Below are 25,873 nucleotides of genomic sequence, written 5' to 3'. Positions count from 1 at the left end.
CCGACGGGCATCGACCCACGCATTTCCTTGGCCATATTGATGATCGGGACAAAAACCGGCCCGGACCATGACGGTCCGGGCCGGTTCGGCGTTCGCGGGGACCTACTCCGGGACCCGGCGGTACGCGCCGTCGCTGGCCGAGGTCGCCATCGACGCGTACGCCCGCAGCGCCGCCGACACCGGGCGCTGCCGGTCCACCGGCGTGTACGGCTTGTCGCGCTTCTCCTGCGCGACCCGGCGGGCGTCCAGCACGTCGGCCGGCACGTTCAGCTCGATCGACCGGGTCGGGATGTCGATGACGATCTCGTCTCCCGGCTCGACCAGGGCGATCAGGCCGCCGCCGGCCGCCTCCGGGGAGATGTGCCCGATGGACAGGCCGGAGGTGCCGCCGGAGAACCGGCCGTCGGTGATCAGGGCGCAGTCGCGGCCGAGGCCCCGGCCCTTCAGGAACGAGGTGGGGTAGAGCATCTCCTGCATGCCCGGCCCGCCCTTGGGGCCCTCGTAGCGGATCACCACCACGTCACCGGCGACGACCTCTTTGGCGAGGATCGCGGTGACCGCGTCGTCCTGCGACTCGTACACCTTGGCCGGGCCGCGGAAGCTGAGCCGGTCGGCGGGGACTCCGGCGGTCTTGACCACGGATCCCTCCGGGGCCAGGTTGCCGTGCAGGATCGCCAGCCCACCGTCGACCGTGTACGCGTGCTCCCGGTCGCGCAGGCAGCCGTCGGCCGCGTCGGTGTCCAGGGTCGCCCACCGGTTGGTGGTGGAGAACGCCTCGGTGGTGCGTACCCCGCCGGGGGCGGCGTGGAACAGCTCGACCGCCTCGGGGGTGGGGCTGCCGCCCCGGATGTCCCAGTCGGCGAGCCACTGGTCGAGGGTGGGGGAGTGCACCGCGTGCACGTCCCGGCGGAGCAGGCCGGCACGGTCCAGCTCGCCCATGATCGCGGGGATGCCGCCGGCCCGGTGCACGTCCTCCATGTGGTACTTCGGGGAGTTCGGGGCGACCTTGGCCAGGCACGGCACCCGGCGGGAGATGGCGTCGATGTCGGCGACGGTGAAGTCCAGCTCGGCCTCGCGGGCGGCGGCGAGCAGGTGCAGCACCGTGTTGGTCGAGCCGCCCATCGCCACGTCCAGGGCCACCGCGTTGTCGAAGGCGGCGCGGGAGGCGACCGAGCGGGGGAGTACGGAGTCGTCGTCGCCGTCGTACCAGCGCTTGGAGATCTCCACGATGGTCCGGCCGGCCTCCTCGAACAGCGCCTTGCGCGCGGCGTGGGTGGCCAGGGTCGAACCGTTGCCAGGCAGGGCCAGCCCGATCGCCTCGGTGAGGCAGTTCATCGAGTTGGCGGTGAACATGCCGGAGCAGGAGCCGCAGGTCGGGCAGGCGGAGCGCTCGATCTCGCCGAGCTGGGCGTCGCTGACCGCGTCGTTCGACGAGGCGATCATGGCGTCGATCAGGTCGATCTTGTCGTGCACGATGCCCTCGATCGCGATCGTCTTGCCGGCCTCCATCGGGCCGCCGGAGACGAAGACGGTCGGGATGTTGAGCCGGAGCGCGGCCAGCAGCATGCCGGGGGTGATCTTGTCGCAGTTCGAGATGCAGACCAGGGCGTCCGCGCAGTGCGCGTTGACCATGTACTCGACCGCGTCGGCGATCAACTCGCGGCTGGGCAGCGAATAGAGCATGCCGCCGTGGCCCATCGCGATGCCGTCGTCCACCGCGATCGTGTTGAACTCCCGGCCGACCCCGCCCGCCTCGGCCACCGAGTCGGCGACCAGGCCGCCGAGGTCCTTGAGGTGTACGTGACCCGGTACGAACTGGGTGAAACTGTTGGCGATGGCCACGATCGGCTTGCCGAAGTCGTCGTCGGTCATCCCGGTGGCGCGCCAGAGTGCGCGGGCCCCGGCCATCGTCCGGCCATGAGTGGAGGTCTTGGACCGCAGGTCAGGCATTGCACCAGTGTTACACCGTCGGCGCGGTACCGGCCTGCTCGGCGGGCCCGCGTCCAGAAGGCGGGATGCCGGCACCGGGCTCCGGGCGGTCGGCGCGCGGGCCACCGGGCACGGCTCCGGCCGGTCGTCGTCGGCGAATCCGGTACGTCCGGCTGGTCAATCATGAACACCCCGTCCCCCACGGGACGGCTCGTATCCGGCACAGTGGATGCGTGCAACTCCCCTCTGGCGTGGTCGTCGGCGCGGTGGCGAGTGGGCTCGCGACGATCGCGGGTACGGCGGTGTTGATCTCCTCGACGCTCCGGCGGACCGGCGACCGGCGCCGGGCACACCTGCTGCTGGCCTCCGGCGTCGTGCTCGCCACCCTGAGCGCGCTCACCGGCCTGGTCGGCATCCTCGGCATGGCCGGGCACTGGGGAGAACACCAGCACCAGCGGATGACGCTCGCCACCGTGGTCGCGGTCGGGCTGGCCGCCAGTGGCGTGGTGCTCTGCGCCGGGGTGCTGCGGCTGCCGGGCGTCGCGCGTACCCGGTCGGCGGCGCTGCGGCTGGTGCTGGACGGGGTGGTGATCGGGGCGGCGCTCTGGTTCGTCGGCTGGGTGTTCGCCTCCGAACCGACCCGCGTGCTCGGCGACTGGACCCCGCGCGCCTGCCCGGCGATCCTGCTCGCCTCCGCGACCGCCGCCGGGGCGATCGGGCTCACCTTCGTCGTCGGCGTCCGCTCACCCCGCCCGCGTCGCGAGCTGGTCCTGATCGGGTCCGGCGTGACCCTGGTCGGGGTGGCAGGGCTCGGGCTGGCGGCCGGGATCTGCCAGGCGGGTCCGGCGGTGGCGCTGACCGGGGCGGCCCTGCTGCCGGTCGGCTTCCTCCTGGTCTTCGCGGGTGGGCGGGCGCCCGAGCAGACCGGCGAGGCCGACTCCGACCTGATCCGCAACGGCACCGGGTACGCCTTCCTGCCGATGCTCGCGATGGCCGTCTCCGCCATGTACCACCTGCTCCGGATGGGCGACTTCACCGTGCTCGGGATCGTCTCCGGCAGCGTGGAGGGCTTCGCCCTGGTGGCCCGCCAGTCGCTCGCCCTGCGCGACGTACGGGCGTACGCGCGGCGGCTGGCCGAGCGGGAGGCGCACTTCCGGGAGCTGGCGCACACCGACCCGTTGACCGGGTTGGCCAACCGTCGGGGACTGCTGCGGGCGCTGCAACAGGGCTCGGCTTCGGCGGCTCCGTGCGTACTCCTGGGTCTTGATCTTGATGGTTTCAAGAACGTGAACGACCTGCACGGTCACGACGTCGGCGACGCGGTGCTGGTCGAGGTCGCCCAGCGGCTGCGGCTCAACCTGCGCCCCGGCGACCTGGCCGCCCGGCTCGGCGGGGACGAGTTCGCGGTGCTGATGTGGGCCCGGCCGCCGGAGGCGCAACGGGTCGCCGAACGGCTGCTCGGCATCCTCGGCCGACCCTACGACCACCCGGCCGGGCGGATCTTCGTCTCGGTCAGCGTCGGGGTCGCCGCCCAGGCCAGCGCCCCGGAGGTGGAGACCCTGCTGCGCAACGCCGACCTCGCCCTGCGCTACGCCAAGCAGCGCGGCAAGAACCGGGTCGAGCGCTACGACGTCGCCTACGACCACCTGCTGCGCCGCCGGACCACCCTGGAACACGAGATGCGCGGTGCGATCGAACGCAACGAACTGCACCTCGTCTACCAGCCCGTGGTGGCGGTCCCGTCGGTACGCCCGGTCGGCGCCGAGGCGCTGCTGCGCTGGTACCACCCGGAGCTGGGCAGTGTCCGGCCGGACGAGTTCATCCCGCTCGCGGAAGAGTGCGGCATGATCGCCCCGCTCGGCTCCTGGGTGCTGCACCAGGCCTGCCACCAGTTGTCGATCTGGCTGGCGGAAGGGCACGACGTCTGGCTGTCGGTGAACGTCTCCCCGCGCGAACTGCACGCCCCGGAGTACGTGGTGCAGGTGGCCGAGGCGCTGCGTGCGCACCGGGTGCCGCCGCAGCGGCTGGTGCTGGAGGTCACCGAGCACGCCGTGGCGACCGACCTGGACGAGCTGATCCGCCGGCTCGCCGCGCTCCGCGCCACCGGCGTACGGATCGCGCTCGACGACTTCGGCGCCGGGTACTCGTCGCTCGGACAGCTACGCAAGCTGCCGATCGACATCCTCAAGATCGACCACAGTCTGGTCGCCGAGCAGGAGCCGATCCGGCCACCGGGCGAGGGCGAGCGGCGGGTCTTCGCGCCCATGGTCGACGTGGTGATGCGGCTCGGCCACCAGCTCGGCCTGGAGGTGATCGCCGAGGGGGTGACCAACCCGTTGGAGCTGGCCGCGGTGGTCGAGGCGGGCTGCCGGTTCGGCCAGGGACAGCTCTTCGGCTGGGGGGTTCCGGCCGAGCACCTGGAGGCGATGCTCGATGCCGCGACCTCGCCCGGAGCACGCGCCGTGCCCGCCCCGCGCAACCGACCTGCCCAGAATCTGGGATCAGTTGACTCATCGCATGAGATGCGTCAGGCTTAGCCCCATGTCGTCGACCAGGTCGTTTCGAGTACTTACCTGAGCGCACTCTCTAGTCTGAGAGTGCGCTGGCCCCGTGCATCTGCACGAGGGCCGTTTTTATTGGTCAACTTCCAGTCATCGAGGCGGGTTCCCAACCTCGGCCGGAGCGCCCAGCCCACGCGAGCGGGCGACCGGCAGGACGGGTTCCCCCTCACCGGGCGGACTTCCTCCGCAACGCGCCAACGCTGACAACACCGATCTGAGTTAAAGGCCTGAATCGCTATGACGAGACCCACGCCAGAGACACTCGCCCACACCGCCCGCCGAAGTCGGCCGAGCACCGAGGCGGTAACCGAGACAGCGGACCAGTTCAACCGGCGTACCCGGTCCGGCGGTGTCGAGGGTGGCCCGGCCGACCAGGCCCGGCGCGGCCGGCCGGCCGGTGACGGCGCCGACGCGGCGCCGCTGCCCGGCCCGGTTCCCGGACCGGCGCGACCGGTGGCCCCGGTCCCGGTCACCGGCGCGGGATCGCTGGTCAAGTCGCTTGAGGCGCTCGGCGTCGATGTCGCGTTCGGCATCCCCGGTGGTGCGATCCTGCCCGCGTACGACCCGCTCTACGATTCGTCCGTGCGGCACATCCTGGTCCGGCACGAGCAGGGCGCCGGCCACGCGGCGACCGGCTACGCCCAGGCCACCGGCAAGGTCGGGGTCTGCATCGCCACCTCCGGCCCCGGGGCGACCAACCTGGTCACCCCGATCGCCGACGCCTACATGGACTCGGTGCCGATGGTCGCGATCACCGGCCAGGTGGCCCGCCCGTCGATCGGCACCGACGCGTTCCAGGAAGCCGACATCCAGGGCATCACGCTGCCGATCACCAAGCACAACTTCCTGGTCCAGACCCCGGAGGAGATCCCGAGGGTGCTGGCCGAGGCGTTCCACCTCGCCTCGACCGGCCGCCCCGGCCCGGTCCTGGTCGACATCCCCAAGGACGTGCTCCAGGCGCAGACCACGTTCTCCTGGCCGCCCACCCTGGACCTGCCCGGCTACCGGCCGACGCTGCACCCGCACGGCAAGCAGATCCGCGAGGCGGCCCGGCTGATCGCCGCCGCCCGCCGTCCGGTCCTCTACGTCGGCGGCGGTGTGCTCAAGGCCGGCGCCACCGAGGGGCTGCTGCGGCTCGCGGAGCTGACCGGCATCCCGGTGGTCACCACGCTGATGGCCCGCGGCGCGTTCCCGGACTCGCACCCGCAGCACCTGGGCATGCCGGGCATGCACGGCACCGTGGCCGCCGTCTACGGGCTCCAGAAGGCCGACCTGATCGTGGCGCTCGGCGCCCGCTTCGACGACCGGGTGACCGGCAAGCTCGACTCCTTCGCCCCCGGCGCGGCGATCGTGCACGCCGACATCGACCCGGCGGAGATCGGCAAGAACCGGGCCGCGGACGTGCCGATCGTCGGCGACGCCCGGCACGTGATCGACGAGCTGATCGACGCCGTCCGCGCCGCCGGCCCGGTCGAACGGCAGCCCGGTACGAGCAGCAGCCGGGTGGCCGGTGACCGGACCGACTGGTGGGCACAGCTCAACGACCTGCGCGAGCGTTACCCGCTCGGCTACGACGAGCCCTCCGACGGCACCCTCGCCCCGCAGTACGTGATCAAGCGGCTGGGCGAGCTGGCCGGTCCGGACGCCATCTACGTGGCCGGCGTCGGCCAGCATCAGATGTGGGCGGCGCAGTTCATCTCGTACGAGAAGCCGAACACCTGGCTGAACTCCGGTGGCCTCGGCACCATGGGCTACTCGGTGCCGGCGGCGATGGGCGCCAAGGTCGGTCGGCCGGACACCATGGTCTGGGCGGTGGACGGCGACGGCTGCTTCCAGATGACCAACCAGGAGCTGGCGACCTGTGCCCTGGAGGGCATCCCGATCAAGGTTGCCATCATCAACAACGGCAACCTGGGCATGGTCCGACAGTGGCAGACCCTGTTCTACGGGGAGCGTTACTCCAACACCGACCTCGGCACCCACAAGCACCGGATCCCGGACTTCGTGAAGCTCGCCGAGGCGCTCGGCTGCATCGGCCTGCGCTGCGAGACCGCGGCCGACGTGGACAAGACCATCGAGGCGGCGATGGCGATCAACGACGCACCCGTCGTGATCGACTTCGTGGTCGGCAAGGACGCGATGGTCTGGCCGATGGTCGCCGCCGGCACCAGCAACGACGAGATCATGTTCGCCCGGGGTGTCCGCCCCGCCTTCGAAGACGACGACCTGTGAAGCGCCGACCAGTGAAGCGGAGTACGACATGACCATCCACACGCTCTCCGTGCTGGTGGAGAACAAGCCCGGCGTGCTGGCCCGGGTCAGCGGGCTGTTCTCCCGGCGTAGCTTCAACATCGACTCGCTGGCCGTCGGGGAGACCGAGAACCCGGACGTCTCCCGGATCACCATCGTGGTCAACGCCGACTCCTCACCCCTGGAGCAGGTGACCAAGCAGCTCAACAAGCTGGTCAACGTACTGAAGATCGTCGAACTGGATCCGGCCGTGTCGGTCGCCCGGGAACTGGTGCTGGTGAAGGTGCGGGCCGACCGGGCCGCCCGGGCCCAGGTGCTGGAGACGGTGAACCTGTTCCGGGCCCGGGTGGTCGACGTGGCGCCGGACACCCTCACCATCGAGGCGACCGGTACGCCCGACAAGCTGGACGCGCTGCTGCGCGACCTGGAACCGTTCGGAATCAAGGAAATGGTGCAGTCCGGTCTGGTGGCCATCGGGCGCGGCTCGCGTTCGATCACCACCGGTTCGGCGTTGCGTGCCGCTTAGGTCCGGTGGCCCGGCCATCGGGCGCCGCATGAAAGGGAAGTCATGAGCATCGAGATTTACTACGACGACGACGCCGACCTGGGCCTGATCCAGGACAAGAAGGTCGCCGTGCTGGGCTACGGCAGCCAGGGCCACGCCCACGCGCTGTCCCTGCGCGACTCCGGTGTCGACGTCGTGATCGGTCTGCCGGAGGGCTCCAAGAGCCGGGTCAAGGCCGAGGAGCAGGGCCTGCGGGTGCTGACCCCGGCGCAGGCATCGGCCGAGGCGGACGTGATCATGGTGCTCGCGCCGGACACCGCGCAGCGCACGCTCTACACCGAGGCGATCGAGCCGAACCTGACCGCGGGCAAGGCGCTCTTCTTCGGCCACGGCCTCAACATCCGGTACGGCTTCATCACCCCGCCGGCCAACGTCGACGTGGCGATGGTCGCGCCGAAGGGTCCGGGTCACCTGGTCCGTCGCCAGTACGTCGACGGCAAGGGTGTGCCGGTGCTGGTCGCGGTCGAGCAGGACGCCTCCGGTACGGCGCTCGCTCTCGCCCTCGCGTACGCGAAGGGGATCGGTGGCACCCGCGCGGGCGCGATCAAGACCACCTTCAAGGAGGAAACCGAGACCGACCTCTTCGGCGAGCAGGCGGTCCTCTGCGGCGGCGCGTCGGCGCTGGTCCAGACCGGTTTCGAGGTGCTCACCGAGGCCGGCTACGCCCCGGAGATCGCGTACTTCGAGTGCCTGCACGAGCTGAAGCTGATCGTCGACCTGATGTACGAGGGCGGCATCGCCCGGATGCGGTACAGCGTCTCCGACACCGCCGAGTACGGCGACTACTCGCGCGGCCCGCGCGTCATCGACTCCCGGGTCAAGGACGAGATGCGCAAGATCCTGGCCGAGGTCCAGTCCGGCGAGTTCGCTCGTGAGTGGATTGCCGAGGACGACAACGGCCGGCCGAACTTCAACAAGTGGCGGTCCGAGGGTGCGGCGCACCCGATCGAGGAGACCGGCAAGAAGCTGCGCGGCATGATGAGCTGGGTCGACCGCCCGCTCACCGAGACGGCCTGACCTTCCGGCCGATCGACGGCCCCCCGCGGGCCGCGCAACATGTGGGACCCGGCGCCCCCGGTGTGTGGAAATCCACCACCGGGGGCGTTGTGTCGTTCCCTGGCAGGTCATCGCGCGTTTACGATCGCTGAGGGCCGATGTTTCCGCCACGTAACGCGAGTGGTGGTGTGGCCCGCCGCAGCCGATCGTCTCGACGACAAGAGGACGCATGAAGCCTGTCGTACTGATCGCCGAAGAACTCGCCCCCGCCGCCGTCGACGTACTCGCCCACGACTTCGACGTACGACACGTCGACGGCACCGACCGCGCCGCCCTGCTCGCCGCGCTCGGTTCCGCCGACGCCGTCATCGTGCGCAGCGCCACCCAGATCGACCGGGAGGCGGTCGCCGCCGCACCCCGGCTGAAGGTGGTCGCCCGTGCCGGCGTCGGACTGGACAACGTGGAGGTGCCCGCCGCCACAGCGCGAGGGGTGATGGTGGTCAACGCGCCCACCTCGAACATCGTCTCCGCCGCCGAGCAGGCCATCGCGCTGCTGCTGGCCGTGACCCGCAACACCGCCAGCGCCAGCGCCGCACTGAAGGCGGGGGAGTGGAAGCGGTCCCGTTACACCGGTGTCGAGATCCAGGGCAAGACCGTGGGTGTGGTCGGGCTGGGCCGGATCGGGGTGCTGTTCGCCGCCCGGATCGCCGCGTTCGGGACGAAGCTGATCGCGTACGACCCGTACATCCAGCCGGCGCGGGCGGCCCAGCTCGGGGTCCGGTTGGTGAGTCTGGAGGAGTTGCTGCGGGAGAGCGACTTCATCTCCATCCACCTGCCGAAGACGCCGGAGACGGTGGGGCTGATCGGCGAGAAGGAACTGGCGATGGTCAAGCCCGGCGTACGGATCGTCAACGCCGCGCGTGGTGGCCTGGTCGACGAGCAGGCGCTCGCGGACGCGATCGCCGAGGGCAGGGTGGGTGGCGCCGGCATCGACGTCTACAGCAAGGAACCGTGTACGGCGTCGCCGCTGTTCGCGTTCGACAACGTGGTGGCCACCCCGCACCTGGGCGCCTCCACGGTGGAGGCGCAGGACAAGGCCGGTCTGGCGGTGGCGCGCAGTGTCAAGCTCGCGTTGCAGGGGGAGTTCGTACCGGACGCGGTGAACGTGCAGGCCGGCGGTGTGGTGGCCGAGGACGTACGGCCGCTGTTGCCGCTGGCCGAGCGGCTGGGCCGAGTCTTCACCGCGGTCGCCGGTGGGGTCGCCGCCAGCGTCACCGTCGAGGTACGCGGTGAGGTCGTCGCCAACGAGGTTTCGGTGTTGAAGCTCGCCGCCACCAAGGGCCTGTTCACCTCGGTCGTCTCCGAGCAGGTGACGTACGTCAACGCGCCGCACATCGCGGCCGAGCGCGGCGTCGAGGTGGTGCTGACCACGCACGGCGAGACCATCGACCACCCGAACCTGGTCACCTTGGCCGGTGCACTGCCGGACGGCCGCGCGGTCACCGTCTCCGGCACCGTGAGCAGCACCGCCACCCGGGACGTCTTCAAGCTGACCGAGGTCGACGGGTTCGACCTGGAGCTGGCTGCCGAGGGCATCCTGCTCTTCCTCCGCTACACCGACCGGCCGGGTGTGGTGGGTCTGGTCGGCTCGATCCTCGGCGAGGCCGGGGTGAACATCGCCGCGATGCAGGTGGCGCGGCGGGAGGCCGGTGGCGAGGCGCTGATGACGCTGACCGTCGACTCGGCGCTCGGCGCGGAGCTGCTCACCTCGGCGGCCGACTCGATCGGCGCGGTCGCGGCCAGCGTCGCCGACCTGCGTGAGGAATAGGTGAAACTGGCCCGCCGGGGCTCGGCCGCGGCCGAGCCCCGGCGGGTTAACGGATCACCGTATGCGGTGGTGGATAGACCGAGCCGTCCTGGGGATCGAGCAGCAGCAGGCTGTGTTCGCCGGCCAGCCGTTCGATCAGGAGTAGCACCGCGTCGTCGCAACTGGGACTGAGTCTCATCTCGATGTGGTCCGCCGCGAGGTGCAACGGAACCACCTCCCAGGGCGAGGCGGGTGCGGCGACCCGGTCCGGGTATATCGCCATGAGCGCCCGGTGGAACATGACCAGCCGGGGCTGCGGCGCACCCTGGACGTGCTGACCCTGACGGCACCGCGCATGGGCCGCCCGCACATCCGCTGACGTGGCCCCGTGCTCCAGGGCCCACACAACCAGATCGAAACTCACGGTGGTACAGGGTGCCATCCGTCGTTCATCAATTTGTGCATACCCCGCCTGACGCGCGGTGCATATCCTCAAGCGACGCATCGTGCAAGTGGCCTTGCGGCGAGTTGCGTCGATTGGTTAGGTTCCATACTGGATACCCGGTGAGTTCCCTGACGTGGACTCGTCTTCGGGTGATGAGCGCGCGTCGACCAACCGGGTAACCGGCACCCCGTGTACGCGAGCCACGCGTACTCGTCGCTGGCCGGCCCCCACGATCGTTGCCGAGAACGTGGGGGCCGATCGCGGCCCGTGTGCCCTTTTCCCAGTTCAGACCGGGTCCAGCTCAGCTCGCGGCGTTGGCCTGCCGGGGTACGGCCATCAGTGCGCGGTAGCCGTGTGCGGTGGGGAACCAGTCCAGTCCGGCCGGTCCGGCGGCGTACAGCGCGGTGGCGTAGGCGTCGGCGACGGAGAGTTCGGGGCCCGCGACCGTGGTCGCCACGAGCTGGCGGGCCGGCAGACCGGTGTGCGGGTCCACCACGTGGTCCCGTCGTCCGGCCACCCCCGAACTGCCGATCGCCCCGCTGGTCAGCTCCAGGGTCAGCGGTGTGCGCTGGGCGCCGACCTGGTGGCGCCGGTTGATCGGGTACCTGACCTCGTTGGGGTGCTGCGGTCCGGCGTACGGCTGGTGCACCGCGACCCGCCACGGACCGCCGTGCGGCGCGCGGCCCTGGACCACCAGGTCGCCGCCGCTGAGCACCGCGTAGTCCTCGCTGCCGGCGGCGCGCAGCCGGGCCGCGGCCCGTTCGACCGCCCAGCCCTTGAGCAGGCCGCCGGGGTCGAACCCGCCGGGTACGGCCCAGGCGTCGAACCAGCCGTCGGTGGCCGCCCGCATCGCCGCGCACCGGGCGACCAGGTCCGCCAGCGGCGGGTACGCGTCGGGTGAGATCTCGCCTCGGCGCAGCCGGGAGACGAGGCTCTCCGGTCGGGCCGGGCTGTAGGTGAGGTCGATCGCGCGCAGTTCCGCCACCGCGTCCCGGATCGCCTCGCCGAGTCCGCGCCGGCCCCACCAGGCCGGACCGTTGACGACCAGGGAGTATTCGGCGATCGAGGTGCGTACGGTGTGCCGGGCGACCAGCCGGTCGGCGCGGGCGATGGCCAGCCCGGCGCCGGGTCGACCGGGCAGGCCGGGGCTCGGCCCGCCACCGAGCCGAAAGTCCGGTGCCGGTGGGCGGTTCTCCACCCGACGGTGACGATCGGTTCGGCTGCGTTCACTTATCGGCATCTCCCCGCCCCCTTTGCAAGCTCGCTGCGGGACCGGCCCGTGGTCCGTGTTCGACCCACCCGAAGCACCATAAGCAGCGAAGATGTCCAACTCATGGGTATCGGCTGAGAGTGTGCTGAGGGTTTTGGCATCCCGGATGTTAGGACCCGCGTACCGGAAATCGAGACGGGGCCTTAACGTTTCCTAGACGGCGCAAGAGACAAAGGGGTATCGACGTGTCGGTGGCACGGATCGCGGTGGTTGCTGGTGACGGCATCGGACCGGAGGTGGTCGCGCAGGCGCGCAAGGTCATCGACGCGGTGCTGCCCGGAGTCGAGGCCACCGAATACGACCTCGGCGCCGCGCGCTACCACCGGACCGGCGAGGTGCTGCCGGACTCGGTCCTGAGCGAGCTGGCCGAGCACGACGCCATCCTGCTCGGCGCGGTGGGCGACCCCACCGTGCCGCCGGGAGTGCTCGAACGCGGCCTGCTGCTCAAGCTCCGCTTCGATTTCGACCAGTACGTCAACCTGCGCCCGTCCCGGCTCTGGCCCGGCACGGTCAGCCCGCTGGCCACGGTCAAGCCCGGCGAGATCGACCTGGTGGTGGTCCGGGAGGGCACCGAGGGCCTCTACGCCGGAGCCGGCGGCACCCTGCACCGGGGCACGCCGGCCGAGGTGGCCACCGAGGAGAGCCTGAACACCCGGCACGGTGTCGAGCGGGTGATCCGGGACGCCTTCAGCCGCGCCGAGCGGCGCGAACGGCGCAAGGTCACCCTGGTGCACAAGACCAACGTGCTGACCCACGCCGGCTCGCTCTGGGCCCGCGCGTTCCAGGCCGTCGCCGCCGAGCACCCCGACGTCGAGACCGAGTACCAGCACGTGGACGCGGCGGCGATGTTCCTGGTCAGCCAGCCCCAGCGGTACGACGTGGTGGTGACCGACAACCTCTTCGGCGACATCCTCACCGACATCGCGGCCGCGGTCAGCGGTGGCATCGGGCTGGCCGCCAGCGGCAGCATCAACCCCGAGCGGTCCTACCCCTCCATGTTCGAACCGGTGCACGGCTCGGCCCCGGACATCGCCGGCCAGGGCGTCGCCGACCCGGCTGCCGCGGTGCTCTCCGCCGCCCTGCTCCTCGATCATCTCGGCCACGCCGACGCCGCCGCCCGAGTAACCGGGGCGGTCGCGGCCGAGCTTGCCGCCCGTACCCCGGGCGCGGCGAGACGCACCGCCGAAGTTGGCGACCGGCTCGCCGCCAGCGCCGCGGCCTGACCCACCGGCTAGCGGTCTTCTCTCCTGGTCGGCGCCCGCCCCTGAATCCACGGGGCGGGCGCGGGCATTGCCGTGCGTGACCGTCTCGGGTCGGGCCCGGTCGATCAGCCGACCGGAGACTCCCGTTGAACGAACGTTCGGGGTAAGTTTTCAGGCACCAGTCTCTCTTTCGGTACGCCCCGTCCGCGTGCCGTACCCCATGGAGGTCAGCGCTATGAGCGGTGGTGACAAGCTCGACTTCGAGATCCGTCCGAATCCTCAGCCGGTATCCGCCGCCGAGCGGGCCGCGCTGATGGCAAATCCCGGATTCGGTCGGGTCTTCACCGACCACATGGTCACGATCCGCTACGCCGAGGGTAAGGGCTGGTACGACGCACGGGTCGAGGCCCGCGGCCCGATCCCGATGGACCCGGCGACCGCGGCCCTGCACTACGCCCAGGAGATCTTCGAGGGGCTCAAGGCGTACCACGTGGCCGATGGCGGGGTGACCCTGTTCCGGCCCGAGGCCAACGCCGCGCGGTTCGTCGAGTCGGCCCGCCGGATGGCCATGCCCCCGCTGCCGGAGCAGGTCTTCCTCGACGCCCTGCACCACCTGATCGAGGCCGACCGGGAGTGGATTCCGACCGCCGACGACGGCACCCTCTACCTGCGTCCGTTCATGTTCGCCAGCGAGGTCTTCCTCGGCGTACGCCCGGCCAACGAGTACCTCTTCGTGGTGATCGCCTCGCCGGTCGGGTCGTACTTCTCCGGTGGGGTCAAGCCGGTCAACGTCTGGGTCTCGCCGAACTACACCCGCGCCGCCCCCGGTGGCACCGGCGCGGCCAAGTGTGGCGGCAACTACGCCGCCTCGCTGGTCGCCCAGGCCGAGGCGTTCGAGCACGACTGCGAACAGGTGGTCTTCCTCGACGCGGTGGAGCGCAAGTACGTCGACGAGCTGGGCGGGATGAACATCTTCTTCGTCTACGACGACGGCACCCTGGTCACCCCGCCGCTGACCGGCACGATCCTGCCCGGCATCACCCGTGACTCGGTGATGACGCTGGCCAGTGAGGAGGGCCGGACCGTGATCGAGCGGCCGGTTTCGTTCGCCGACTGGCAGGCCGACGCGGCCAGCGGCAAGCTCCGCGAGGTCTTCGCCTGCGGCACCGCCGCCGTGATCACCCCGATCGGCACGGTCCGCTTCCCCGACGGCGAGTTCACCATCGCCGACGGCACCCCCGGCGAAACCACCACCGCCCTACGCCAGCGCCTGGTGGACCTCCAACGCGGCCGCGCCACCGACCCCCACAACTGGGTCCACCACATCGCCTAACCGGCCTCCTCGGCCCACCCAACGCTGTTGATCATGAAGTTAGCGACGGTTTTCCGCTCTGGCGGCGTCGCTAACTTCATGATCAACGCGTGTTTCGGGGGTCAGGTGAGGAGGTGGGTGCGGAGGGATTGGATTTGGGTGGGGGTTAGGCCGGCGGTTAGGAGGTATTGCTCTATCGAGCCGTGGTTTTGGCGGAGGGTGGTGAGGAAGATGGTCATCGCTTCGGCGGGGGAGGAGTAGTAGGGCTGGGGGGTGGGGAAGTCGCGTGCGGGGAGCTGGGTGGTGATCCAGCGGCGGAAGCGTTCCGAGGCGTCGGTGCTGAGGGCGTAGTCGGCGGCGATGTCGGCGTCACTCACCCCGAGCAGCGACAGGGTCAGCGCGCAGACCACCCCGGTACGGTCCTTGCCGGCCACGCAGTGCACCACCACCGGAGCCGCGTCCTCGTCCGCGATCGTGCCGACCGCCCGCGCTATGCCGGCCGCCCCGGTTTCGGCCAGGTCCCGGTAACGCTCGGCGAGGTAGTGGGCGACACCCAACTGCTCGTCGTACGGGACCTCGTCCCACTCCCGGTGCTCCGGGTGGATGTGCCGGTAGTCCAGCCCCTCGTAGGCCGGCACCCGGCCGTCCCGCTTCACCTCGTGCGGCCGGCGCAGGTCCAGCACCGTACGGATGCCCAGGTCGGCGAGGATCGCCTGGTCGGCCTCGTCGATCCGGTGCAGCGAGTCCGAGCGGTACAGCCGCCGCCAGCGGACCGTGCGCCCGTCGAGTCCGGTGTAACCACCGACGTCGCGGAAGTTGAACAGGCTGCCGAAGGCGGTCACGCGGCTGACCGGGGATGCGTCCATGTGACTCACCATATCGGCTACCCGGAGCCGGTCAGCGACGTGATGATCATGACTCGCGGTGGCGAGACAGTGATTGTCTTGATTGGGTGCACAGCTACCGGGAAGACCTGTATCTGTTCCGGGACCGTCGCTTCGCACTGCTGTTCGCCGCCCGTACCGCGTCCGTGCTCGGTGGCGCGTTCGCGCCGGTGGCACTCGCGTTCGGCGTACTCGGGTTGCCGGGGGCGACGGCGACCACGCTTTCCCTGGTGCTGGTCGGGCAGGCCGTGCCGCAGATGGTCCTCATGCTCGCTGGTGGGGTGCTCGCCGACCGGCTGCCCCGCTACCGGGTCATGATCGCGGGGGAACTGATCTGCGCGGCGGCGTACCTGTTGCTCTCGGCCATGCTGGTGACCGGCCGCGCCCCGCTGCCGGCGCTGGTCGCGGGCGCCGCGCTCGCCGGGGTCGGAGTCGCGGTGCTCTTTCCCGCGATCCTGGGCATCGTGCCCGAGGTGGTGTCCGCGGACCGGTTGCAGGCCGCGAACGGCCTGCTCCGCATGGGTACGAACACCGCCCGGCTGGCCGGCTTCACGCTCGGCGGCACGATGGTGGTGCTGCTGGGTGGCGGCCCGGCGCTCGCGTTCAGCGGTGCCTTCTTCGCCCTGTCCTCGGTGTTCGTCGTCGGGCTCGGCCGCCCCGGCAAGGCCACCACGGCCGGCACTGCCGCTCTCGCCGTCGGTGCGACCGCCGGTACGGCTGCTGCCGCCGTCGGTGCGACCGCCGGTACGGCTGCTGCCGCCGTCGGTCCGACCGCAGGCACGCCGTTCGCCGACCTTCGTGCGGGGTGGCGGGAGTTCGTGGGTCGGCAGTGGCTCTGGGTGATGGTGGTCCAGTTCGCGTTCACGGTGGCGACGACGCAGGCCGTGCACGGGGTGCTCGGGCCGGTGGTCGCGCAGCGGGAGTTGGGCGGGGCGGCGGCCTGGTCGGCGGTGCTCGTCGGCGAGGCGGTCGGAATGCTGATCGGGGTGGTGATCGCGATCCGGCTGCGCCCCCGCCGGCCGCTGCTGATGGTGGCGGTGGCGACGTGTGCCGCCGCCGTCCCGCTCTACCTGCTGCTCGGCCTCGGTGCGCCACTGTGGACGGTGGTGCTCGCCGGTCTGGTCACGGGGATCAGCGTCGACATCGGCAACGTGATCTGGGATACGACGCTGCAACGGGAGATCAGGCCGGAAATGCTGTCCCGGATCAGCGCCTACGACGCGCTCGGCAGCTACATGTTCGGCCCGATCGGGCTGCTGCTGGTCGGGGCGGCGGCGACCGCGTTCGGCCCGCGACCCGCGATGCTGTGCTGCGCCGGGGTGGCGCTGCTCGCCGCCGCGGGTACCCTCTGCGCGCCGTCCATCCGCCACCTGCGCGCCCCGTATCCGCACGCAACAGCCCCGGATCCGCACGCAACAGGCTCGGATCCGCACGCAACAGGCTCGGATCCGCACGCAACAGCCCCGGATCCGCACGCAACAGCCTCGGATCCGTATGTCACGGAGCCGGACCGCACCTAGCGGCGCCAGGGAGACCGCCCGTTGACAGCGGTGGACGGACGGCGGGCCGGTGGGATGAAACCCACCGGCCCGCCTCGGTTGTCCGACCGGATGAGCGGTCGGCCCGGTCTGCTGGGGCTACTGCCCGGTCACGGTCAGAGCGGCCGGTCCGGGGGCAGCGGCGGCGTGCCCGGCAAGCCGTACATGCCGCCGTAGTAGCCACCGATCTTGTCCAGGTAGACCGGATCGGTCTGGTCGCTTTCGGCGTACTCGGGAGCGGCCTTGATCTGGGCCTTGTCCCGATCCACGTAGACCTTGCGGTCGTCGTGGTCGACGTGATTGACCACGCCCGCGGGCAGCATGACCTTCTTGCCGAAGATCCACGGCCCGGTGTCGACCACCAGGAAGCTGGCGTCGACCTCGTAGTTGGCGCGGTCGATCTTGCCGATGCCGCCGTCGGTCGCCTCCACGTGGTAGCCGACCAGGTCGGCGCCGGTCACCCCGGCGTCGTCGCGGTAGCGCCACGGCTGGAACGAGCCGTCAGACTCGTAAGCGCCCGGCGGGAGGGGCGTGCCCGTCGACTGGTACGTCTCCGCGGAGGCGGAGCCGGTCCACTCGTCGGGTCCGCGACGGCTGGTCGGGTCCAGCGCCTGGTCCGGTGTCGGCTCCGGGGTCCGAAACGGGATCGGTTCCGGGTTCTGGTCCGGGGTCGGCTGAGGATCGAGCCTGTTCATTGGCTTTCACTCCTCTTCTCGTCCTCGACTTCGCTGTCCCGGACCCTGCTACCCAGAGTTGCCGGAAGCTACACCTACCGGTCACCCGACCCGTTCCGGCGCGGCCGGTCGTAATGGTGCCGCGAACCCGGTATCCCGAGATGTGGATTTTCCCTCCCGGAATCCGGTCGGGAGTGGCAGAGTACCGAGCGTGACCCAGCACGTACTGATTATTCGCGACTAGCGCGCCGGCAACCCCTCCGCCGAGCGCGCAGACCTCCCGCATCAGCGGGGGGTCATTTTGTTTGTCCGGCCTTGGGGCCGCAGCCGGACGGACGGTGCTGCTCTCGAAAGGACTCAGATGGCTTTCCAGGTCTTCGACACGACGCTGCGCGACGGTGCACAGCGTGAGGGGATCAGCTACTCGGTGGTCGACAAGCTGGCCGTGGCCAGGCTGCTCGACGAGTTCGGCGTCGGCTTCATCGAGGGCGGCTGGCCCGGCGCGATGCCCAAGGACACCGAGTTCTTCCAGCGCGCCCGTACCGAACTCCAGCTTCGCCACGCCACCCTGGTCGCGTTCGGTGCCACCCGCAAGGCCGGACTGGCGGTCGCCGACGACCCCCAGGTACGCGCCCTGCTCGACGCCGAGACACCGGCGGTCTGCCTGGTCGCCAAGTCCGACATCCGGCACGTCGAACGGGCCCTGCGCACCACCGGGGCGGAGAACCTCGCCATGGTGCGGGACAGCGTCGCGCACTTCGTCGCCGAGGGACGCCGGGTCTTCCTCGACTGCGAACACTTCTTCGACGGCTTCCGCTTCGACCCGGCGTACACCGCTTCGGTGGTCGAGACCGCGCTCGCCGCGGGCGCCGAGCGGGTGGTCATGTGCGACACCAACGGCGGCATGCTGCCGTCGCAGATCACCGCCGCGATCAACGCGCTGACCGAGCGGCTCGGCATCAGCCCGGCCCGGCTCGGCATCCACTGCCAGAACGACACCGGCTGCGCGGTCGCCAACACCGTCGCCGCGGTCGAGGCCGGCGTCGAGCACTTCCAGTGCACCGCCAACGGGTACGGCGAACGCCCCGGCAACGCCGACCTGTTCACCGTCGTCGGCAACCTGCAACTCAAGCTCGGGCTGCCCGTCCTACCGGACGGCTGCCTGGAACAGATGGTGCGCGTCTCGCACGCCATCACCGAGATCGCCAACATCGCCCCCGACACCCACCAGGCCTACGTCGGGGCCGCCGCCTTCGCCCACAAGGCGGGGCTGCACGCGAGCGCGATCAAGGTGGATCCGGTGCTCTACAACCACGTGGAGCCGACGCTGGTCGGTAACGACATGCGGATCCTGGTGACGGAGATGGCCGGTCGGGCCAGCATCGAGCTCAAGAGTCGTGAGCTCGGCATTGACCTGGCCGGCCATCCCGAAGCCCTGTCGAACGTGACCAAGCGGGTCAAGGAACTGGAGGCCGGCGGCTGGTCGTTCGAGGCCGCCGACGCCTCGTTCGAGCTGCTGGTCCGCTCCGAGTTGCCCGGCCAGGACGTGCCTCGGCCGTTCACGCTGGAGTCGTACCGGGTGCTGGTCGAGCACCGGGAGGACGGCTCGGTGGTCTCCGAGGCGACCGTCAAGATCCGCGTACGCGGTGAGCGGGTCATCGCCACCGCCGAGGGCAACGGTCCGGTCAACGCACTGGACGAGGCGCTGCGGGTGGCGCTGACCCGGCACTACCCGGCCCTGCGTACGTTCGAACTGGCCGACTACAAGGTGCGGATCCTGGAGGGCAGCCACGGCACCGGGGCGATCACCCGGGTGCTGGTCGAGACGACCGGTGACCGGGGCCGGGACTGGACCACGGTCGGCGTACACAACAACGTGGTCGAGGCGAGCTGGCACGCCCTGGTCGACGCGCTCACGTACGGCGTCTCCCGCGCGCCCGCCGAGGTGTAAGGAGTGACTCCTTCCCGCCGGTCCGCTGGCGGGAAGGAGCCTTTCCGTCCGTTGCCGTGCGCGCACGAGTGTGATCGGCGCCGACGGTCAAGCTAGTGGGTGCAGGTGGCCGTTTCGTGTCGCTCCCGGTCTGGTACTACGGGTAAGGGGTGCACTGCACCGTTCTGGCGCCGGTTGGACAAAGACCGGTCCTTACATGTTTGCCCGTGCCCTGACGGGGAAGCTTGCACCGTGACGGACATGTCGGACACCTTGGCCAGTGGGCCCAGGCCGGTCGAGACAACGTCGACCGGCCCCGAACTTGAACAGACCCTGTTTGAGGTCAAACGGGTCATCGTCGGCCAGGACCGCCTGGTCGAGCGGCTACTCACCGCGTTGCTGGCCGACGGGCACTGCCTGCTGGAGGGCGTACCCGGGGTGGCGAAGACGCTCGCCGCGCAGACCCTGGCGAACGTCGTCGGCGGCAGCTTCTCCCGCATCCAGTTCACTCCCGACCTGGTGCCCTCGGACATCGTCGGCACCCGCATCTACCGGGCGTCGAAGGAGACCTTCGACGTCGAGCTGGGCCCGATCATGGCGAACCTGGTGCTCGCCGACGAGATCAACCGGGCCCCGGCGAAGGTGCAGTCGGCGCTGCTGGAGGCGATGGCCGAGCGCCAGGTCTCCATCGGCGGCACCAGCTATCCGGTGCCGAACCCGTTCCTGGTGCTCGCCACCCAGAACCCGATCGAGTCCGAGGGCGTCTACCAGCTCCCGGAGGCGCAGCGGGACCGGTTCCTGATGAAGGTGACCGTCGACTACCCCAGCGACGTCGACGAACTCGCCATCCTCTACCGGATGAGCACCGACCGCCCACGGGTACGCCGGGTGCTGGACCCGCACCGGCTGCGTACGTTGCAGCACCGGGCCTCCCAGGTCTTCGTCCACCACGCCCTCGCCGAGTACGTCGTCCGGCTGATCCTGGCCACCCGCAACCCGGCCCGGTTCGGGTTGCAGGACGTGGCGCCGCTGCTGGCGTACGGTGCGAGCCCGCGCGCCACCCTCGGCCTGGTGGCCGCCGCACGGGCCCAGGCCATGCTGCGTGGTCGCGACTACGTGCTGCCCGAGGACATCCGGGAACTGGCCGTGGACGTCATCTCGCACCGGCTGGTGCTCTCCTTCGACGCGGTAGCCGACGGGATCCCGGCCGAGGCGGTGGTACGCCGGCTGATCGAGGCGGTACCCCCGCCCCGGATCGCCCCCGCCCGCCGCGACGACGACCGCACCCCGGGCCTGGCCGCCGCATGACCGAGCGCAGCGAGGTCATCGGTCGGCTCTGGCATTGCGGTCATGGTGTCGACGAGCGCAGCGAGGAGACGCCATGACCCGCTCCGACCGCGAACACGGGGCAGGCGCCTCGTTGGGCGAGTTGGCGCCGGAGGGCCGGCTGCGCCGGTTGGAGCTGGCCATCAACCGCCGGCTCGACGGGCTGCTGCACGGCCAGTACCTCAGCCTGCTGCCCGGACCGGGTTCCGAGTGCTCCGGCAGCCGGGAGTACCGGCCCGGCGAGGACGAGGTACGCCGGATGGACTGGGCGGTCACCGCCCGGACCACGCTGCCGCACGTACGCGAGGTGGACGCGGACCGGGAACTGACCACCTGGCTGCTGGTCGACTCGACCCCGAGCATGGACTTCGGCACCGCCGAGGTGGAGAAGCGGGAACTGGCGGTGGCGGCGGTGGCCGCGATCGGATACCTCACCGCCGGCTCCGGCAACCGGCTCGGCGCGCACCTACTCGGTCCGGAGGGAGTCCGCCGCTTTCCGGCCCGTACCGGTCGTGACCACCTGATGAGCCTGCTGCGTACGCTGCTCGCCGCGCCGCGCGGCGGTGACGGCGTACGGCCGCCGGCCCTCGCCGAGGCGATCGCCGCGCTGAACTCGGCCACCCCCCGGCGCGGGTTGGCCGTGGTCGTCTCGGACTTCCTCGACGGGCTGCCGGACGCCGACGTCGGCGAACCGACCTGGGAACGACCGCTGCGGCGGCTGACCGCCCGGCACCAGGTGCTCGCGATCGAGGTCGTCGACCCCCGGGAACTCGAACTGCCCGACGTCGGGGTGATCACCTTCGTGGACCCGGAGGGCGGGCAGCGCCGCGAGGTGTCGACCGGCGACCGGCGGGTACGCCAGCGGTTCGCCGAGGCCGCCCAGGCCCAGCGGGAACTGGTCGCCGGGGCGGTACGCCGATCCGGTGCCGAGCACCTCGAACTGCGTACGGATCGGGACTGGATCGCCGACATCGCGCGGCACGTGCAGTCCCGGCGACGGTTGGCCAGAGCCGCCCGTCCACCGGCCCGTGCGGCCGGCGCGACGGTGGCGGCGGGACCGGGGGGTGGCTGGTGACCTGGCAGTCTCCGGAACGGTTGTGGCTGCTCGCGGGCGTACTGGCGGTTGCCGTCGGTTATGTCCTCATGCAGCGCCGACGCAGCCAGTACGCGGTCCGCTTCACCAACCTGCGCCTGCTCGACCGGGTGGCGCCGAAACGTCCGGCCTGGCGCCGGCACGTACCGGCGAGCCTGTTCCTGGCGATGCTGGCGTTGCTGGTGGTCGGGTTCGCCCGCCCGTCAGCGGAGGTGCAGGTGCCCCGGGAACGGGCCACGGTCATGGTCGCGGTGGACGTGTCGACCTCGATGCTCGCCACCGACGTGGAACCGGACCGGCTGGCGGCGGCGAAGGTGGCGGCGCACAAGTTCGCCGACGCGCTGCCGGACGAGTTCAACGTCGGGCTGGTCGCGTTCGCCGGCAGTGCCGCCGTACTGGTGCCGCCCGGCACCGACCGCAGCGCGCTGCACCTGGGCATCAAACGCCTGGCCGAGGGGAGCACCGGGGTCCAGGGGACCGCGATCGGCGAGGCGATCAGCACCTCGCTGGAGGCCGTACGGACGCTGGACTCCCAGGCCGCGCAGGAACCACCGCCGGCCCGGATCGTGCTGCTCTCCGACGGGGCGAACACCTCCGGTCGGGATCCGATGACGGCGGCGGACGACGCGGTGAAGCTGAAGGTGCCGGTGCACACGATCTCGTTCGGCACCGCGGCCGGTTACATCGACCGGGGCGGGCGCCCGATCCGGGTGCCGGTCGACGGTCAGACCCTGCGCACGGTGGCGGAGGAGACCGGCGGCGAGTTCCACGAGGCCGGTACGAGCGCCGAACTGCGGGCCGTCTACCAGGACATCGGTACGTCGGTCGGCTATCGCACCGAGCAGCAGGACGTGTCGGCTCGGTTCATCGGTGTGGGCCTGCTGCTGGCCCTGGGTGCGGCGGCCGGCTCGATGGTCTGGTTCTCCAGGCTCCCCTGAGCGGGCGCCGGGCGCGGAACGGTTCGGGAACTGGCTGGATGGGGATGCGGGAGCGGGACCGACCAGACGAGGAGTGCGCTATGGCACAGCAGAGCGGGCTGGGCGAGCCGCGCGGCCCATGGTTCATCTCACCTGATCTTGATCCGGCCTCCGGTGGGCGGGGCAACGGGGACGGCGACGGCTCCGGCTCGGCCGGGCGACGGTGGCGACGGATCCTGCTGACCGGGCTGGCCGTGATCGCGCTCTCGCTGGCCTCCGGCGGGCTCGCCGGGGGTTATGTCGCCGGGCAGGACGGGCCGGATCCGCAGGCGTCCGCCTCGCCGTCCGCGCTGCCACCGGACATGGTGGGTGCGGCGGCGCAGGTCGTACCCGGTGTGGTGTCGGTGACCGTGGCCAGCGGCGGCGGGATGGCCACCGGGTCGGGCTTCGCCATCGACGACCAGCAGCATCTGATCACGAACGACCACATCGTGGCCCAGGCCGGGGCGGCGGCCGCGTCGGCGGGTCCGGGCGCGGCCGGCACCGGCAGCAGCACCGCCGGTGAGCCGACGGTGATGGTCGAGACACCCGACGGCCGGCAGTTGCCGGCCCAGGTGGTGGGGCGCGACTCGGGCAGCGACATCGCGGTGCTCAAGGTGCCGGCGGGCGCCGGCCTGGCCCCGCTGGTCCTGGCCAAACCCGGCGCGACCAGGGTGGGTGAGCCGGTGCTCGCGGTCGGTTCGCCGCTGGGACTTTCCGGTACGGTCACCGCCGGCATCGTCAGCGCGCTGGACCGGCAGGTGAAGCTCGGCAACAACCGGCACCGCGCGGTGCAGACCGACGCCCCGATCAATCCCGGCAACTCGGGTGGGCCACTGGTCAACGCGCGGGGTGAGGTGGTCGGCGTGAACACCGCCATCGCCACCATCGACGGAAAGGGTTCGATCGGCATCGGGTTTGCCATCCCGATCGAGCAGGTCCAGCAGGTGGCCGACACGATCATCGGCAAGGGTGGCTGAAAATTGCCGGCGGGAGTATCGGGGCGGGAGGCTAGCCTCTAGCCATGGCTGACGACATGACGATCGTCCGAGCCGGACGGCCGGCGTCGTGACGTTGCCCATCCGCCCCGGTACGGCGATCCCCGACGCGGAGCTGACCTGGCGTTTCTCCCGGTCCAGCGGTCCCGGCGGGCAGGGCGTGAACACGACCGACTCCAGGGTGGAGCTTTCCTTCGACCTGGGTCGGTCGACCGCCCTGCCGGAGCATCTGAAGGCGCGGGCGTTGGACCGGTTGGCCAACCGCCTGGTCGACGGGGTGTTGACCATCGCGGCCTCGGAGCACCGGTCGCAGTTGATGAACCGGGAGGCGGCCCGGGAGCGGCTGGCCGCCCTGCTGGCCGAGGCCACCGCGCCACCGGCCCCGCCGCGCCGGGCGACCCGACCCTCACGGGGTGCGAAGGAGCGCCGGATCGCGGACAAGAAGCGACGGGGTCAGACCAAGCGCCTGCGCCGCCCCGACGACGACTGAGCCCGCAGGGCGGCACCGACTCCGCCGCGACAAAACCCCCCGATGGTCACTTCTTCACAGAATCCACACGACCCCCGAGCACGATAACCAGCGTGTCCGCTCCCGCCTTCCCCCGCCAAGATCGACCCTCTTGTAGAGAAAGAGTGGCTTCCCGCGCCGGGATAGCCACTCTTTCTCTACGTCAGGGCGGGTCTTCGGGTGGGGGTGTGGGGTGTTGGGGGTGTGCGGGGTGGAGGTAGACACGGCATGTATACATGCTGTGTATAGTCGCGCGGGGTCCCGGTGGGAAGTGGGGCCGAACTGGGTGTACGCCTTCGGCTAGCCGATTTATCGCGAGAAAGGGGTTATCTGGTGACTCCTTGTGTTTCATGGCGGCCGGTCCTCTCGTGGTTGTCGGTAGGACGGGCGACCGCACTGCCGCTGGGGCAGGCCCGATGAGCGGGCAACTGGCCGAGGCGGTGATCGACCTCTCGGCGATCGGTGACAACGTCCGTACCGTCGCGGGGGTCGCCCGGACCGGGCTGATGGCAGTGGTCAAGGCCGACGCCTTCGGGCACGGCGCGGTGCCGGTCGCCCGAGCCGCCGTACGGGCCGGAGCGAGCTGGCTCGGCGTGACCTCCAGCACGGAGGCGCTGGAGCTGCGTACGGCGGGGATCGGGGCGCCGATCCTGAGCTGGCTGCACCGCCCCGACGAGGACTTCACCCACCTGATCACCGCGCGGGTCGACATCGCGGTGTCGACCCTCACCCACCTGCATGCGGTCGCCGGAGCGGCCACCCGGCTCGGCACCCCCGCGACGGTGCAGCTCAAGGCCGACATCGGCCTGTCCCGCAACGGAGCCAACGGCGACGACTGGCCCGAACTCGTCACCTGGGCCCGCAAGTACGAGGCCGAGGGCAACGTGCGCGTACGGGGTGTCTGGTCGCACCTGACCAACGCCGAGGAGCCGGGCAGCCGCAGTGTCGCCGGTCAGGTGTCGACGTTCCGGGACGCGCTGCGGATCGCCCGGGACGCGTGCCTGACCCCCGACGTGGTGCACCTGGCCAACTCCGCGGCGGCGCTCGGCGTACCGGAGGCGCGGTACGACCTCTGCCGGATCGGGCTCGCCCTGTACGGCGTCGACCCGTTCGGCTCGACCGGTCCCGGACGGTTCGGACTGCGCCCCGCCATGACCCTGCGTACGAGCGTGGTCAACGTCAAGCGGGTGCCGGCCGGCAGCGGTGTGTCGTACGGGCCCGAACACGTCACCGACCGGGCGACCACGCTCGCGCTGATCCCGCTCGGGTACGCCGACGGCCTGTCCCGGACCACCGAGGGCCGCGCGTCGGTGTGGCTCGGCGGTCGGCGGTGCCCGATCGTCGGCCGGATCGCCATGGACCAGTGCGTCGTCGACGCAGGCGACCTGCCGGTGGCCCTCGGCGACGAGGTTGTCGTCTTCGGCCCCGGCGGCGCGGCCCCGTCCGGCGGCGCCAGCGGTGGCCCCGGCGCCGTCAGCGGGGGTGGCGGCGCATCGGGTGCGGCGCCGAGCGAAGGGGCGGAGCCGACGGTGGGGGAGTGGGCGCGGTGGGCGGGGACCAATCCGCACGAGGTCATGACCGGGATCGGCGCGCGGGTGGCGCGGGTACATCTTCACTTGGAGCGATGAG

The 25,873-nt window shown here is 71.0% G+C and carries 20 protein-coding genes; 15 read left to right on the top strand and 5 right to left on the bottom strand.

Annotated elements, in window-relative coordinates; translation table 11 throughout:
- Positions 1-102 precede the first annotated feature (102 nt).
- Positions 103-1,950 carry a dihydroxy-acid dehydratase gene (ilvD, locus tag AB0J90_RS28490; protein WP_363600973.1) on the bottom strand — a complete coding sequence of 616 codons (1,848 nt, stop codon included), beginning with the start codon at positions 1,948-1,950 and terminating at the stop codon, positions 103-105.
- A gap of 266 nt (positions 1,951-2,216) precedes the next feature.
- On the opposite strand from ilvD, the gene AB0J90_RS28485 reads away from it, so the two are divergent.
- From AB0J90_RS28485 to serA, 5 genes are all read left to right on the top strand, one after another.
- Positions 2,217-4,466, top strand: a complete 2,250-nt coding sequence (locus AB0J90_RS28485; RefSeq protein WP_363601068.1) for an EAL domain-containing protein — start codon at positions 2,217-2,219, stop codon at positions 4,464-4,466.
- A gap of 261 nt (positions 4,467-4,727) precedes the next feature.
- On the top strand, positions 4,728-6,722 hold the full coding sequence (locus AB0J90_RS28480; protein WP_363600971.1) for an acetolactate synthase large subunit: 1,995 nt from the start codon (positions 4,728-4,730) through the stop codon (positions 6,720-6,722).
- A 28-nt stretch (positions 6,723-6,750) separates the two neighbouring features.
- A complete protein-coding gene (gene ilvN / locus AB0J90_RS28475) occupies positions 6,751-7,266 on the top strand; it encodes an acetolactate synthase small subunit (RefSeq protein ID WP_363600969.1) in 516 nt (171 codons plus the stop codon).
- Positions 7,267-7,308: 42 nt separating this feature from the next.
- Positions 7,309-8,322, top strand: coding sequence for a ketol-acid reductoisomerase (ilvC, locus tag AB0J90_RS28470; protein WP_363600967.1), 1,014 nt, complete (start codon positions 7,309-7,311; stop codon positions 8,320-8,322).
- A 208-nt stretch (positions 8,323-8,530) separates the two neighbouring features.
- Positions 8,531-10,129, top strand: a complete 1,599-nt coding sequence (gene serA / locus AB0J90_RS28465; RefSeq protein ID WP_363600965.1) for a phosphoglycerate dehydrogenase — start codon at positions 8,531-8,533, stop codon at positions 10,127-10,129.
- A gap of 46 nt (positions 10,130-10,175) precedes the next feature.
- On the opposite strand, the gene AB0J90_RS28460 is transcribed toward serA, so the two are convergent.
- A complete protein-coding gene (locus tag AB0J90_RS28460; protein ID WP_326560510.1) occupies positions 10,176-10,532 on the bottom strand; it encodes a hypothetical protein in 357 nt (118 codons plus the stop codon).
- 322 nt (positions 10,533-10,854) lie between these two features.
- Positions 10,855-11,751 (bottom strand): FAD:protein FMN transferase, encoded by an 897-nt coding sequence (locus AB0J90_RS28455; RefSeq protein ID WP_363600963.1) that lies wholly within the window; start codon positions 11,749-11,751, stop codon positions 10,855-10,857.
- Positions 11,752-12,014: 263 nt separating this feature from the next.
- Between AB0J90_RS28455 and AB0J90_RS28450 the strand changes: the two genes are divergently transcribed.
- Positions 12,015-13,046: a 3-isopropylmalate dehydrogenase gene (locus AB0J90_RS28450; RefSeq protein WP_363600961.1), complete on the top strand. Its 1,032-nt coding sequence runs from the start codon at positions 12,015-12,017 to the stop codon at positions 13,044-13,046.
- Between the two features lie 214 nt (positions 13,047-13,260).
- Positions 13,261-14,358: a branched-chain amino acid aminotransferase gene (locus AB0J90_RS28445; RefSeq protein ID WP_363600959.1), complete on the top strand. Its 1,098-nt coding sequence runs from the start codon at positions 13,261-13,263 to the stop codon at positions 14,356-14,358.
- A gap of 101 nt (positions 14,359-14,459) precedes the next feature.
- Here the strand turns inward: AB0J90_RS28445 and AB0J90_RS28440 are convergent, their stop codons facing one another.
- A complete protein-coding gene (locus tag AB0J90_RS28440) occupies positions 14,460-15,203 on the bottom strand; it encodes a tyrosine-protein phosphatase (RefSeq protein WP_363600957.1) in 744 nt (247 codons plus the stop codon).
- Positions 15,204-15,289: 86 nt separating this feature from the next.
- Between AB0J90_RS28440 and AB0J90_RS28435 the strand changes: the two genes are divergently transcribed.
- Positions 15,290-16,741: an MFS transporter gene (locus AB0J90_RS28435; RefSeq protein WP_363600955.1), complete on the top strand. Its 1,452-nt coding sequence runs from the start codon at positions 15,290-15,292 to the stop codon at positions 16,739-16,741.
- A gap of 134 nt (positions 16,742-16,875) precedes the next feature.
- Here the strand turns inward: AB0J90_RS28435 and AB0J90_RS28430 are convergent, their stop codons facing one another.
- The gene (locus AB0J90_RS28430) at positions 16,876-17,220 is read right to left on the bottom strand and encodes a PRC-barrel domain containing protein (protein WP_363601066.1); all 345 of its coding nucleotides are present in this window, start codon (positions 17,218-17,220) and stop codon (positions 16,876-16,878) included.
- A 574-nt stretch (positions 17,221-17,794) separates the two neighbouring features.
- Here AB0J90_RS28430 and cimA point away from each other — a divergent pair.
- The 7 genes from cimA to alr all read left to right on the top strand — a co-directional run bounded on the left by cimA (position 17,795) and on the right by alr (position 25,872).
- Positions 17,795-19,384, top strand: a complete 1,590-nt coding sequence (cimA, locus tag AB0J90_RS28425) for a citramalate synthase (RefSeq protein WP_363600953.1) — start codon at positions 17,795-17,797, stop codon at positions 19,382-19,384.
- Between the two features lie 231 nt (positions 19,385-19,615).
- On the top strand, positions 19,616-20,671 hold the full coding sequence (locus AB0J90_RS28420; protein ID WP_363600951.1) for a MoxR family ATPase: 1,056 nt from the start codon (positions 19,616-19,618) through the stop codon (positions 20,669-20,671).
- 73 nt (positions 20,672-20,744) lie between these two features.
- Positions 20,745-21,764 carry a DUF58 domain-containing protein gene (locus AB0J90_RS28415; protein ID WP_363600949.1) on the top strand — a complete coding sequence of 340 codons (1,020 nt, stop codon included), beginning with the start codon at positions 20,745-20,747 and terminating at the stop codon, positions 21,762-21,764.
- The gene (locus tag AB0J90_RS28410; protein WP_363600947.1) at positions 21,761-22,720 is read left to right on the top strand and encodes a VWA domain-containing protein; all 960 of its coding nucleotides are present in this window, start codon (positions 21,761-21,763) and stop codon (positions 22,718-22,720) included. Before AB0J90_RS28415 ends, AB0J90_RS28410 begins: the two co-directional genes overlap by 4 nt.
- A gap of 80 nt (positions 22,721-22,800) precedes the next feature.
- A complete protein-coding gene (locus tag AB0J90_RS28405) occupies positions 22,801-23,718 on the top strand; it encodes a trypsin-like peptidase domain-containing protein (RefSeq protein ID WP_363600945.1) in 918 nt (305 codons plus the stop codon).
- 88 nt (positions 23,719-23,806) lie between these two features.
- Positions 23,807-24,226, top strand: a complete 420-nt coding sequence (arfB, locus tag AB0J90_RS28400) for an alternative ribosome rescue aminoacyl-tRNA hydrolase ArfB (protein ID WP_363600943.1) — start codon at positions 23,807-23,809, stop codon at positions 24,224-24,226.
- Between the two features lie 434 nt (positions 24,227-24,660).
- The gene (alr, locus tag AB0J90_RS28395) at positions 24,661-25,872 is read left to right on the top strand and encodes an alanine racemase (protein ID WP_363600941.1); all 1,212 of its coding nucleotides are present in this window, start codon (positions 24,661-24,663) and stop codon (positions 25,870-25,872) included.
- The last annotated feature ends 1 nt before the right edge of the window (position 25,873 follow it).

The organism is Micromonospora sp. NPDC049523, assembly GCF_040676775.1.
In the GTDB taxonomy this organism is placed as follows: Bacteria; Actinomycetota; Actinomycetes; order Mycobacteriales; family Micromonosporaceae; genus Micromonospora_G.
Note: the sequence above shows the minus strand (reverse complement) of the source record. Positions and strands in the feature narration are given on the sequence as shown.